11 protein-coding genes and 1 pseudogene are annotated in these 12,636 nt (G+C 65.4%); 7 read left to right on the top strand and 5 right to left on the bottom strand.

The window, feature by feature from the left end:
* Positions 1–125 precede the first annotated feature (125 nt).
* Positions 126–958 (bottom strand): annotated as a pseudogene (gene hpaI, locus ACDELDRAFT_RS13400) (4-hydroxy-2-oxoheptanedioate aldolase).
* 114 nt (positions 959–1,072) lie between these two features.
* Between hpaI and radA the strand changes: the two are divergent.
* The 5 genes from radA to ACDELDRAFT_RS13375 all read left to right on the top strand — a co-directional run bounded on the left by radA (position 1,073) and on the right by ACDELDRAFT_RS13375 (position 5,386).
* On the top strand, positions 1,073–2,455 hold the full coding sequence (gene radA / locus ACDELDRAFT_RS13395; RefSeq protein ID WP_005797626.1) for a DNA repair protein RadA: 1,383 nt from the start codon (positions 1,073–1,075) through the stop codon (positions 2,453–2,455).
* A gap of 60 nt (positions 2,456–2,515) precedes the next feature.
* Positions 2,516–2,950 (top strand): hypothetical protein, encoded by a 435-nt coding sequence (locus ACDELDRAFT_RS13390; protein WP_005797624.1) that lies wholly within the window; start codon positions 2,516–2,518, stop codon positions 2,948–2,950.
* A 40-nt stretch (positions 2,951–2,990) separates the two neighbouring features.
* Positions 2,991–3,941, top strand: a complete 951-nt coding sequence (locus ACDELDRAFT_RS13385; protein WP_005797622.1) for a branched-chain amino acid transaminase — start codon at positions 2,991–2,993, stop codon at positions 3,939–3,941.
* Positions 3,942–3,944: 3 nt separating this feature from the next.
* Positions 3,945–4,151, top strand: a complete 207-nt coding sequence (locus ACDELDRAFT_RS13380; RefSeq protein ID WP_005797620.1) for a zinc-finger domain-containing protein — start codon at positions 3,945–3,947, stop codon at positions 4,149–4,151.
* A gap of 110 nt (positions 4,152–4,261) precedes the next feature.
* Positions 4,262–5,386: a glycosyltransferase gene (locus ACDELDRAFT_RS13375; RefSeq protein ID WP_005797618.1), complete on the top strand. Its 1,125-nt coding sequence runs from the start codon at positions 4,262–4,264 to the stop codon at positions 5,384–5,386.
* On the opposite strand, the gene ACDELDRAFT_RS13370 is transcribed toward ACDELDRAFT_RS13375, so the two are convergent.
* Both ACDELDRAFT_RS13370 and ACDELDRAFT_RS13365 read right to left on the bottom strand, forming a co-directional pair.
* Positions 5,383–6,117: a glycosyltransferase family 25 protein gene (locus ACDELDRAFT_RS13370; protein WP_005797617.1), complete on the bottom strand. Its 735-nt coding sequence runs from the start codon at positions 6,115–6,117 to the stop codon at positions 5,383–5,385. The genes ACDELDRAFT_RS13375 and ACDELDRAFT_RS13370 overlap by 4 nt on opposite strands.
* Before the next feature lie 64 nt (positions 6,118–6,181).
* Positions 6,182–6,907, bottom strand: a complete 726-nt coding sequence (locus tag ACDELDRAFT_RS13365) for a hypothetical protein (protein WP_005797615.1) — start codon at positions 6,905–6,907, stop codon at positions 6,182–6,184.
* Between the two features lie 203 nt (positions 6,908–7,110).
* Between ACDELDRAFT_RS13365 and ACDELDRAFT_RS13360 the strand changes: the two genes are divergently transcribed.
* Positions 7,111–8,313 (top strand): O-antigen ligase family protein, encoded by a 1,203-nt coding sequence (locus tag ACDELDRAFT_RS13360; RefSeq protein ID WP_198403246.1) that lies wholly within the window; start codon positions 7,111–7,113, stop codon positions 8,311–8,313.
* Positions 8,314–8,379: 66 nt separating this feature from the next.
* On the opposite strand, the gene galE is transcribed toward ACDELDRAFT_RS13360, so the two are convergent.
* Positions 8,380–9,369, bottom strand: coding sequence for a UDP-glucose 4-epimerase GalE (galE, locus tag ACDELDRAFT_RS13355; RefSeq protein WP_005797611.1), 990 nt, complete (start codon positions 9,367–9,369; stop codon positions 8,380–8,382).
* Positions 9,370–10,311: 942 nt separating this feature from the next.
* Between galE and ACDELDRAFT_RS13345 the strand changes: the two genes are divergently transcribed.
* A complete protein-coding gene (locus tag ACDELDRAFT_RS13345) occupies positions 10,312–11,508 on the top strand; it encodes a GGDEF domain-containing protein (RefSeq protein WP_005797609.1) in 1,197 nt (398 codons plus the stop codon).
* A 181-nt stretch (positions 11,509–11,689) separates the two neighbouring features.
* Here the strand turns inward: ACDELDRAFT_RS13345 and ACDELDRAFT_RS13340 are convergent.
* The coding region (locus ACDELDRAFT_RS13340) for an ATP-binding protein (RefSeq protein WP_005797607.1) at positions 11,690–12,636 on the bottom strand (947 nt) is incomplete at its 5' end.

Below are 12,636 nucleotides of genomic sequence, written 5' to 3'. Positions count from 1 at the left end.
GGGCCAGGGCCATGCCGAGCCAGCCACCGATGGCGCCCGCGCCGTAAATGCATGCTTTCATCTGGGTGTGATCTTTGTGGTTCTGTGTGAGGTGGTGCTAGGGGCGGCTGCCGCCGGGCAGGGATTCAGTAACCTGCGGGGCGCGCCGGGGCCGTGCCGGCAGCACCCGTGCGAAACCGCGCCAGCAACTCCTGCGCAGCGCTGGCCAGCAGCATGGTATCCACGCCCACGGCCACAAACAGCGCACCCGCCGCGAGCCATTGCCGCGCCTGCGATTCGGTGGTGGCCAGAATGCCTGGCGCCTTGCCCGCGCGCAGGATGCGGGTGATGCCGTCGTGGATGGCGGCCTGCACATCAGGGTGCCCCGGGTTGCCCGGGTGGCCCATCGAGGCCGACAGGTCGGCCGGGCCGATGAACACACCGTCCACACCGGGCGTGGCGGCAATGGCATCGAGGTGGGCCATGGCTTCCACCGTCTCGGCCTGCACCAGCAGGCAGACCTGCTGGTTGGCCTCGTGCACGTATTGGGGATAGGCCTGCCAGCGCGACGAGCGGGCCAGCGCGCTGCCCATGCCGCGCACGCCCTCGGGCGCATAGCGCGTGGCGCGCACCAGCTGCTGGGCTTGCTCGGGCGTGTCTACCATGGGCACCAGCAGGGTCTGCACGCCCAGGTCCAGGTACTGCTTGATGAGGGCCGTGTCACCCACCGGCACGCGCGCAACGGGGTGGGGGGCTGCGCGCCCGGTGGCAGGGCGCTGGCTGCACTGGCGATGGCCTGCAGCTGGTACAGGATGGAGCGCAGATCGTTGGGCGCGTGTTCTCCGTCGATCAGCAGCCAGTCGTAGCCGGTGCCGGCAAGGATTTCGGCGCTGTAGGCATCGGCCAGGCCGAGCCACAGGCCAATGTGGGTCTGGCCCTGGGCCAGTGCCTGTTTGAAACGGTTGTGAGGGGTTTGCAATCTGAGCTCCGTGCGGCGTTGCCAAGCCCGCCATCGTACGGGCTGCGGGAGATCGGTGTCGGTATGGCAGCTATAGTCGGCTGCCCCCCTTGGGGCTCCCACCCGTTACCTGCCATGGCCAAAGAAAAAACCACGTTCACCTGCACCGAGTGCGGCGGCACCAGCCCGCGCTGGCTGGGCAAATGCCCGTCCTGCGGCGCCTGGAACACGCTGATCGAGCAGGTGGCCGAGGCCGGTCCGGGCAAGAACCGCCTGAGCACGCCGCAGGGCTACGCCGGCCTCGCCCATGCGCAGGCCGTGATGCCACTGGCCGCCATCGAGGCCCAGGACGTGGCGCGCACCCCCAGCGGTATCGACGAGCTGGACCGGGTGCTGGGCGGCGGCATTGTGGAAGGGGGCGTGGTGCTCATCGGGGGCGATCCGGGCATTGGCAAATCGACCCTGCTGCTGCAGGCCATGGACGCGCTGCAGCGCGCGGGCCTGCCCACGCTGTACGTGACGGGCGAGGAAAGTGGCGCCCAGGTGGCGCTGCGCTCGCGGCGCCTGGGCATCGAGGGGAGCCAGGTGCAGCTGCTGGCCGAGATCCAGCTCGAAAAGATCCTCGCGACGGTGGACGCTACGCAGCCGGCCGTGGTCGTCATCGACTCCATCCAGACCACGTACTCCGACCATCTCACCAGCGCGCCGGGCTCGGTCGCCCAGGTGCGCGAATGCGCGGCGCACCTCACGCGCATGGCCAAGGGCACGGGCATTGCCGTCATTCTGGTGGGCCACGTCACCAAGGAAGGGGCCCTGGCCGGCCCGCGTGTGCTGGAGCACATGGTGGACACGGTGCTGTACTTCGAGGGCGACACGCACAGCCAGTTTCGCCTGGTACGTGCCATCAAGAACCGCTTTGGCGCCGTCAACGAGATCGGCGTGTTCGCGATGACCGAAAAGGGCCTCAAGGGCGTGAGCAACCCGAGCGCCATCTTCCTCTCACAACATTCCGAGCCCGTGCCCGGCAGTTGCGTGATGGTGACGCTGGAGGGTACGCGCCCGATGCTGGTCGAAATCCAGGCCCTGGTGGACAGCGGTGGTCCCAGCCCACGCCGCCTGTCGGTGGGCCTGGACAAGGACCGCCTGGCCATGCTGCTGGCCGTGCTGCACCGCCACGCGGGCGTGGCTTGCATGGACCAGGACGTGTTTGTGAACGCCGTGGGCGGCGTGCGCATCAGCGAGCCGGCGGCCGATCTGGCGGTGATGCTGTCCATCACCTCCAGCCTGCGGGGCAAAGCGCTGCCACGGGGTTTCCTGTCCTTTGGCGAAGTGGGGCTGGCGGGCGAGGTGCGCCCCGCCCCGCGCGGGCAGGAACGCCTGAAGGAAGCCGCCAAGCTGGGCTTCAGCGTGGCCGTGGTGCCCAAGGCCAATGCGCCCAAGAAGCCCATCGAGGGCCTGACCATCCACGCGGTGGAGCGCGTGGAAGAGGCGATGAATGTGGTGCGGGAGCTGGGTTAGAGCGCGCGCATACGCACTCCCCACACGCCGATGTGCAGGGCGGCGTAAGACAATGGAGCCATGAATTTTCGAAACATCCTGGTGCCCTTGGGGCTGGTGATCCTGGTGGTGATGGGCTTTCGGTCGTATGGGTGGCCGGGCGTGGCGGCCATCGGCGGGGCTGTGCTCATGTGGGCCCTGCTGCATTTCACGCGGCTCATGAACGTGCTGCGCAAGGCTTCCGACCGCCCCATCGGCCATGTGGGCAGCGCCGTCATGCTCAACGCCAAGCTCCAGGCCGGCGTGAGCCTGATGCACGTGGTGGCAATGACGCGGTCTCTGGGGGCGCTTCAGTCGCCCGAGAACGAGCAGCCCGAGGTCTACCGCTGGACCGATGGCTCCCACTCGCACGTCACCTGCGAGTTCCGCAACGGCAAGCTCGTGAAATGGGCCTTGGAGCGCCCGGTGGCGCCCGCCGAGCCGCAAGGCGGCGACCAGGGGCCTGCGGCCCCGTAAAATCTTCGTTTTTGCGAAATCCAGCAACCAAAGGACACCCATGAGCCCCGTAGTTCCCTCGATGGCCGACCGTGACGGCAAGATCTGGATGGACGGCCAGATGGTCGATTGGCGCGATGCCAAGATCCATGTGCTGACCCACACACTGCACTATGGCTGCGGCGCCTTCGAAGGCGTGCGCGCCTACAACACGGCCCAGGGTACAGCCATCTTCCGCCTGCAGGACCACACCGAGCGCCTGTTCAACAGCGCCAAGATCCTGCGCATGAAGATTCCGTTCACCCAGGACCAGGTGAACGAGGCGCAGCGGGACGTGGTGCGCGCGAACAAGCTGGAGTCGTGCTATCTGCGCCCCCTGACCTGGATCGGCGACAAGAAGCTGGGCGTGTCCCCCAAGGGCAACGACATCCATCTGATGGTGGCGGCGTGGGCTTGGGGCGCCTACCTGGGCGAGGACGGCATGGCCCGCGGCATCCGCGTCAAGACCAGCAGCTACACGCGCCACCATGTCAACATCACCATGTCGCAGGCCAAGGCGGTGAGCAACTACACCAACTCCATTTTGGCCAACACTGAGGCCACGGACGACGGCTACGACGAGGCGCTGCTGCTGGACGCTGCCGGGTTCGTCTCGGAAGGGTCGGGCGAGAACATCTTTGTCGTGAAGAACGGCGTGGTCTACACGCCCGACCTTTCAGCCGGAGCGCTCAACGGCATCACGCGCAACACGGTGTTCCACATCTGCAAGGACCTGGGACTCGAGGTGGTGCAAAAGCGCATCACCCGCGACGAGGTGTACATCGCCGACGAGGCCTTCTTCACCGGCACGGCGGCAGAAGTCACCCCCATCCGAGAGCTGGACCGCATCGAGATCGGCAAGGACGACTATGTGGGACGCCGTGGCCCCATCACCGAAAAAATCCAGAGTGCGTTCTTTGACATTGTCAATGGCCGCAATCCCAAGTACGCCCACTGGCTTACCAAGGTCTGAACCATGTCGCAAGCTGTAGTTGAACTCCTGGCCAAGGATCTGAATACCCAGGGCGGTGTTTTCTGCCCGAATCCCAAGGCCGACATGAAGCTCTGGAACAGCCACCCCAAGGTTTACCTGGACGTGGCCCACGCCGGCGAGGCCAAGTGCCCGTATTGCGGTACGGTGTACCGTCTGAAGGCCGGCGAGGTGGCCCACGGCGGCCATTGACCTCGGCGCGGGCACAGGCGTGCGCGGCAACGGCTGCCGCGTACCCGGGGGCCGTGTGTGTCAACGCGCGCCGCGTTCCTGCTGCGGCGGGGCGCTGAGCAGGAGGTAATTTGCGCGTTCTCCATTTCGTGACCGGCGGTTTCTCGGGCGCCACCCAGGTGGCCGTGGACCTGTGCTTGGCTGCGAAGCGCACGGGCTCGATGGAAGTGTTGCTGGTGTTGCGGCGCAAGCGCAACACCGACCCAGTGCGCATCCGTGCCTTGCAGGCGCAGGGGCTGGATGTGCGGGTCGTGCCGGGTTGGGCGCACGCAGCCACGGTGTGGGCACTGCGCCGCATCGCGCTGGATTGGCGCCCTGACATCCTCGTGGCCCACGGCTTCAGCGAGCACTTGTGGGGGCGGTACGCAGGCCTGCTGGCTGGTACGCCGCAACTCATCCATGTCGAACACAACTCGCGTGAACGCTATACGCGCTGGCGTCTGGCGCAGGCGCTGTGGCTTGCCCGCCGCACGGCTGCGAGCGTGGGCGTCTCGCGCGGGGTGCGCACCCGCCTGGTCGAGCTGGGCTTTCCCTCCGACCGCTGCGTGGCCATTCCCAACGGCATCGATCTGCAGCGCTTTCCTGCCGCCAGCCTCGTTCCCTGGACGCAGCGCGAGGCGGGCGTGGTGATGGCGTCGAGATTCGCGCGCCAGAAGGACCATGCCACACTGGTTCAAGCGCTTGCATTGCTGGCGCAAAAAGGTCTGCGGCCCCGGCTGTATCTGGCAGGCCTGGGCAAGAAGCGCTTGCAGCAGCAGACCCGGGCCCTGGTCGATCGTTTGCAACTCACCGGGCAGGTCGAGTTTCTTGGTCAGGTGCAGGACCTTCCGAAGCTGTTAATGCGCCAGCAGTTTTTCGTTCTTTCGACCCATTACGAAGGCATGCCCCTCGCGCTCACCGAGGCCATGGCTGCCGGTTGCGCCTGCATCGGCAGCGACGTGGTGGGGGTGCGGGAAGTGATTGCGCCCGAGCGCACGGGGCTGCTCGTGCCCGAGGGCGATGCTCAGGCGCTGGCCAGCGCCATCGAGCGGTTGCTGCGCTCGCCCGAACTGGCGGAGTCCATGGCGGCGGCGGCGCGCCAAGAGGCGGAAAAGGCCTTTGACGTTTCAGTGATGCAGGCGCAATACGAACAGTTGCTGGCCGACGTGCATCGCAATGGGCGTGTCACGCTGGCGCAGCAGGATATTGGGCGCTAGCGTGGTGGGCGCACCTGGTGCCAGGCGTTGAGCGCCGTGAGTCGCAGTTTCATGCGGAATTTGCGCCATTTGGCGCCAACGCCCAGGCGGGGCGGCTTTTGCCCGATGCTGCTGACGAGGCTGGTGTCGTCCAGAATGAGCACTGGCGGCACCACGCCCAGGATGCGTAAGTCGTTTTCCCACCAGAAGCGCAAATCCACATCAATCGGGCGTCCGAACGGCTTGCGGCTCGCCAGCAGTTTGGCGGCCCCTGAGCGGCTGACCACGTAGCCGGCGGTCATGCTGGGAATGCGCCGGTATTCGACCAGTTCGGTACCGGCGGTGAGCGGGCGGTGCGCGCGGACCTTTTCGTGCTCGCGGCCCATGAGTTTGACCATGTCCCACGGTTCCTCGAGCTGGGCAATGGCGTCGGTCACCTCCAGAAATCGGTCGTCCAGCCGGATGTCGTCTTCGAGCACGATCATGGCGGGCGCCGTACTGTCCAGCAGCTTTTGCCATGCCACCAGATGGCTGGCATAACAACCTTTTTCTCCTGCAACCAGCGGCTTGTAGTATTGCCGGCGGTTGAGCGCCTCCGAGTAGAGGGCAGACTGCTGGGCGGTGGGCACGCCGGCCCACCAGACGGCGTCGATCCGGTCGCCTTGCAGGCACAGCCGCCTCAGTTCGGATTCGATGCGGGCGCGCCGTTCCTCGTCACGTGCGAGGTTGATGTAGCAAAGGGGCAGGGGCATGGCGTTGGGGCGAGAGAGAAGTGGAGCGCGCCGCAGGCGCATACCTTGTCTTTGGACGGGAGCGCTACTTGAAGAGCCGATGCCAGAATCCCTGTGCCCGTCCTGCGCGACCGCGTTCCGCTTCGGGCGGCTGGAGCGTCTCGACGATTTCAAGGTAGCGACGGAAATTCAGCGGCCGATCGGCCACCACATCGTCCGCGACTTCGCTGAAAATCAACTCGTAAGCTGGCTTGCGGGATTCAAAAAGATGAAAGAAATCGCACTCGCCGTAAAAAGTGCCAATGCCGAACACGCCCTCGTTGCCCAGGGCCCATTTCGGAATCAGACAGGAGGAGGGGCGCGAGAGCACCAGATCGACATGTTCCTTGCGGGCAAGCGCGGACATCACCTCTGCCGCATCGTGGTCCGTGCTCGACTTGAGCGCGGGGCTTCCCATGGCCTCCCAGGTGCTCTTGCGAAAAGCCATGAACATCGGGCCTGCATACAGCTCGGTCCCTTTTTTATGGTTGGAAAATTGCGCCAGACCGAATATTGCACCCCGCTCTGCGTTCTCGACGGCCATTAAATAGGCGCTGCGCCGCATCGGGAAAGCGTCGATGTCGCAGAAGATAATAATGTCATCGGATGATTTTCTTTTAATGACATCGTTCATCCAGGTGCCGTGCGATATTTTGTTCGCATTTTCCTGTATGAGTTCTATTTGAAGATGATCGAATACAGACCGTTGCTTCTTGAGAATATTTTCTGGAATGTTGTCCCAGTGCATGGCATATACTACGGGGAGTTTCATGGGGTGTCTTCCGAGGCTGGAGGCAAAAGCCGGGTTCACGAATCATAAGGCATGCGCACGCATGCCAAAGCACGGACGCCTTTCTCAAGGCCCTTGGCAAGTCGCCAACGGGCGTGCAACGACCGGCATGAACGTTTGAGTCTATGGAATTTTCCTGCAAAACAATAAGAGTCATCTCTGACAACGCTGCTCCACGATGCTTGGTGGCGGCGTTTTTTTTGTTTCCCATCTCGATGGCGCTGGGTTATATCGCCATGCTGCTGACGGCTTTGTTGTGGCTGTGTGGAGGCAGGGTACAAAGCCACTGGAACGCTGTAAAGAAACAACCTGTCGTATGGGCGGGCCTTGGTTTATACGGGCTTGTGTTGGTGGGTATTCTATATACCAGTGCTGGTTGGGATTATATATTTCTGCATGTCAGCAAATATGGGAAATTGCTATTGTTGCCTGTATTCATTTCGTTGATGGCGGATGCCCGATGGCGTTACCGGTGCATGACGGCATTTGCATTGGCCATGCTGCTTGTGCTCGCCTCGGTGTACGCCAATATCTGGTTCGATCTGCCTTGGTCGAAGACCCATAACCAAGGATGGGGCGTCGACCACACGGTGGTGGGTGACTACATCACCCAGAGCCTCATGATGACTTTTCTGGTGGTGGTCGCCCTGGACCGGGGGCTGCGCGCCGGCGCAATGTGGCAGAGGTTAGCCTGGTGGGCGGCGGCCCTGCTGGCGGCCGTGAGCATCACACACCTGTCCAGCGGACGCACCGGCTATGTATTGCTGGCGGCGGCAGTGCTCGCTTTCTCTTTGCTGGCGACACAGGGGTGGCGGCGGTGGATGGCGCTGTGCGCCCTGGCGGCTGGCCTGGTGGGGGTGGTGTGGACATCTGCGACCATTCAGCAGCGGGTGCAACTGGCGATTGCCGAGGCGCGCACGAGCGATCGCATGGAGATCACGAGCATCGGCGGGCGCATCAATTTCTGGAAGAACACCTGGGAGCTGATCGAAAAGCGCCCGCTCACCGGCTGGGGTACCGGCAGTTACCACGTGCAGTGGTGCCATGCGGTGGACGCGCCCCAGTGGTGCGTCTTTGGTCGCTGGCATCCCCACAACCAGTTTCTCTTTTTCTGGGTGGAGCATGGGCTGGCGGGGCTGGTTCTGTTCGGTATTCTGGTATTTGCCCCCTTGTGGGCCGCACGTCGGGCGCGTCCGCCGCAGCAGAGACTGCTGGTGAGTTTCTTTGTCATCTTCCTGATCGACAGCTTGATCAACTCACCGCTGTGGAGCTCACGCGAAAACCACTTTTTCATTTTCATGATGGCGTGGCTGGCGGCAGAGGCCATGTTCTCGCCGCAACGGCAGGCCCAAATCCAGCCTGCAACCCCCGAGCGCGCTAGCCCTTAGTTGCGCGCCAGTCCTCAGGCGCGCCCTTGCGCGCTCGAGGTTGAATTTGTGCCGGCGGGGTCGGCGCTAAGCCCAGGTGCCACCGGCGTGGCGGCATTCCCATTGCCAGGCGTGGCGCACGATGGTGGTGAGGTCGGCGTACTGCGGTTCCCAGCCCAGCACGTTGCGCGCCAGACTGGCATCGGCGACCAGCCGCGCCGGGTCGCCCGCCCTTCGGGGACCTTCCTGCACCGCGATGGACCGGCCTGTCACGGCCATGGCGGTGTCCACCACTTGCTGTACCGAGTAGCCGTCCCCGTTGCCCAGGTTGAAGGCCGATGTGGAGCCACCGCGAGCCAGGTAGTCCAGTGCTTTCCAGTGGGCCTGCGCCAGATCCATGACGTGGATGTAGTCGCGCACGCAGGTTCCGTCGGGAGTGTCGTAGTCGCGGCCGAAGACGGTGACGTGGGGCCGCCGCCCGGCGGCTGCCTGCAGGACCAGGGGAACCAGATGTGTCTCGGGTTCGTGGCGTTCGCCCAGCAGGCCCTGCGGATGCGCGCCCGCCGCATTGAAGTAGCGCAGGCTGACCGATTTGAGTCCATATGCACGGTCGTAATCGGCCAGCGCCTGCTCGACCATCCATTTGGTGCGCCCATAGGGGTTGATAGGTTGCCGGGGATGGCGCTCATCGATGGGACTGTATTGCGGCTCGCCAAACACTGCCGCAGTGGACGAGAACACGAACCTGGCCACGCCGTGGTCGCGCATTGCATTGAGCAAGCCGATGGTGTTGGCCACGTTGTTCAGGTAGTACTTGGCGGGGTCCGTCACCGATTCGCCCACCTGGATGTACGACGCAAAGTGCATGACCGCATCAAAGTGTCGGCTAGACAGCACGCGGTCAAGAAGGGCCCGGTCGGCCATGTCGCCCACCACCAGTTCGCCATGGAGCACGGCGTCGCGGTGCCCGCCGCTGAGGTTGTCGAACGTCGTCACCTGTATGCCGCGCTGGCCCAGCAGCCACACCATGTGCGAGCCGATGTAGCCGGCGCCACCCACCACCAAAATATGTTGCATCGTTTCTCTCTGTTCCGGCCCCGGGCTGCTGCGGCGGTCGGGCGACAAGGGGCTTGCCCGTTGAAAGGGCGCATGCACACGCCCGCATGCACTGACAGCGGGTTTGCGAACGGTCGCGCAGGAGGAGATTTTGCACGCGCCCGAGCCCGCCACGCTGCGACCGGCCACGTGGGTTTTCGGCACCGGTGCGTTTCCCTCAAAGCCCGGTCCAGGGGTTGGAACAATGGGCGTGTCACGCCCGAAGCAGGCGCTGCGCGAGAGCGGAAAAGTGGGGCCTGGACTGATCTGGACGGGGTGTTTTGGCCTGGTCCACCGAATAGAATGATTTACACCCGCCGTCCGTGGCGATGGCGGAGTGCGTGGGACTGCCCCCCGCAGGGCGCTGCAGTGTTTTCTTCATCAACCGTGATGCCCCCGCCATGGATTTCGTCGATCTGTACCCCTTGCGCGCCGTGGCGGCGCCCGCTGAGATGACTGCGGTGGCACGGCTGCCGCGCTGCATCCGGTACGGCGTTGTCAGCCGACTGGCGTGGTTCGATCAAGTGTGGGGCGGTGCACGGTCTGAGCGCCAGGGCAAGGGCACCGAGATTGCACCTGGTGGCGCCCCTTCCTGGGGGCGAAGTGCGTGGATCATGCCCGCACGGGCGGCACTGCGCCGTGACCGGACACTCTCCCGCACGTCGGCGCCGCGGTGGGGTGGCGCGCCGGCGCTGCACTTGGTATGCCAACGGACCGACGATGCCGCCGTTGGCATGCCAACCGTTGCGCAGGTCTTCAGTTGCCCCTCCACTGGGCTCCTCGGCCGCGTGGGCGCATGCTGGGCCCCGGTGGTGGCGCTGCGCGCTGCACTGCTCCCTCGTGCACATGCCGCCGCGGCGGATGCCGGGATGCCCGGCGCCGTCTCTGTTCGGACGGCCTGACCGCTGGCCCACGAAAGAACCCATGCCCATCGATGTTTCCACCATCATGCTCATGTTTCCGGTGGTCTCGCTGTCGATGGCGGCCGCGATGCTGGTGGTGAGCTGGGGCCGGTGGCGCGACGATGGGCTGGCGCAGTGGGGCGCGGGGGTGATGATGATCGCGGTGGCCTTTCCGCTGTTCATTGTCAACACGCTGGCCTCGTCCGGTTTGCCTGCGTTGATGGTGGCCGGCAACACGCTGCTGGCAGCGTCGTATTCGGCGTCGCTGGTAGCCATCTGCCGGTTTTTCGGCCGGCCCTGTTCACCCTGGAAGACCCTGCTGCCAGTGGCCGCCGCCGCGGTGGGGTCGGTGGTGTACATCGACCGGCCAGAGCCCCGGGTGGCGCTCGGCGGAATACTCTTTGCCATCCAGGGCTTCCTCGTGGCCCGTGAAGTGCTGCGGCGCGACAACGGGGTGCTCGAGCGCGGACGGCTGCTGCTGGCCATCGGGGCAGGCATGGTGTCGCTGCTGTACCTGCAAAGAACCTTGGGGATCGTCGGTGGCTGGAACGAAGTGGCCCAATTGAAGACCGCCCATTTCATTCAGGTGGGCAGCCATGCGATGGGTTTGGCCGGGCTTGTCCTGAGCACCATGGGCTTCATTCTCATGGGCCGCGAGAGGGCCGATGCCGAGCACCAGCAGCAGGCGCTGCTGGACCCGCTCACCGGCGTGCCCAACCGGCGGGCGCTGATGGCCGAGCTGGAGCGTACCCTGGCGCAGGCCGTGCGCGAGCGCCGGCCCGTGGCCTTGCTGATGATGGACATCGACCGGTTCAAGCGCGTCAACGATACCTACGGCCATGTGGCGGGCGACGCGGTTCTGGCGGCGGTCGCCCAGTGCCTGAAGGGCGGCTTGCGCGGGCAGGATTTCATCGGCCGCTACGGAGGCGAAGAGTTTCTCGCTCTGCTGCCTGGCACCGATGCGGCCGGGGCAGGCGTGGTGGCCGAGCACCTGCGCGCGCGGGTGGAACGGCTGACCATGCCTTGGGAGCCCGAAGACATCCGTGTCACCGTCAGCATCGGCGCCCATACGCGCGTGCCGGACGAGGGCACGGGCGCACAGGCCATGGTGGATGTGGCCGACCAGGCCATGTATGCCGCCAAGCGGGCGGGCCGCAACCGCGTCGAACGGCTCGATGCCGCGCTGTCGGAATGCGCTGGGGCAACGGCTGCTTCCTGACACTGCCGCACGCAGCGGAGCCCCGGACGGGTAGAGGCCATGTGTGGTTGAAGCCGGGCCCTGGGGGCCGTAACCGCCGGATGAAGCGCTCAGGCGCGGCACCACGGGCAGCTGCGCCTTCGCCCCGTGGGGGCAGTGCTGTGAAATATGCCCTTTTGCGTTGCAGCCCCGGGCGGCAAATTCAACCGGCCGGCGGAGTGCGCTGCGGTGCGACGGGCGGCTTTGCCGCCGTCTGCGCATGCAGAGGCAGGCTGAGCACGAAACACGCACCGCCGCCTTCGCGGTCTTCGCAGTGCACCGTGCCGTTGTGCCGCCCCGCAATCGAGCGCACCAGCGCCAGACCCAGGCCTACGCCCCCCGACCGCTCGCTCGCGCCGGGCAGCCGGTAGAAGGGCTCGAATATGCGATCGCGCAGGGCTGCGGGAACGCCGGGGCCATGGTCCAGAACGCGCACCTGTGCCTGCCCGTTGTGGCGCTGCGCCACCACCGTGATCTCGCCCTGGCTGTAGCGGCGCGCGTTTTCAAGCAGGTTCCGCAGCGCCCGGCGCAGCAGCTTCGCCACGCCCCGCACCTCCAGCGACTCGAGGCTGGCACTGACGTCGAGGTCAGCGCCCACACGGGCGCATTCCTCCGCTGCCAGCCCGATCAGATCGACGAGTTCCACGGTGCCCACGTCGGCCTCGCGCGCATCCAGGCGGCTGGCCAGCAGGATCTCGTCGACCAGCTGGTCGAGTTCGGCGATGTTGCGCAGGATTTCCTCGCGGAAAGCCGGCGACGGTTGCTGCCCGCCCATCAGCTCCAGCCCCATGCGGATGCGCGTGAGCGGCGAGCGCAGTTCGTGCGATGCGTTGGCCAGCAGCGATTTGTGCGTCTTGACCAGTGCCTCGATGCGGGCCGCCGCCGCGTTGAACTGGCGTGCCAGGTCGGCGACTTCGTCCTGCCCCTGTTCGGGCACCCGCACCGAAAGATCGCCTTCGCCAAATCGCTGCACGCTGCGCTGCAGGGTTTCAAGCCGCTGCAGCAGGCGACGGATGATGGGGAACACCCCCACGGCCACGGCCAGGCCCACCAGGGCCAGCATCCACACAAAGCCGAAGGGCGGGCGGGTCCAGAAGGCGACGTCGGCGC

The organism is Acidovorax delafieldii 2AN (assembly GCF_000175235.1).
Classification (GTDB): Bacteria; Pseudomonadota; Gammaproteobacteria; order Burkholderiales; family Burkholderiaceae_C; genus Acidovorax; species Acidovorax delafieldii_B.
This window is presented reverse-complemented; position numbering and strand designations above follow the sequence as displayed.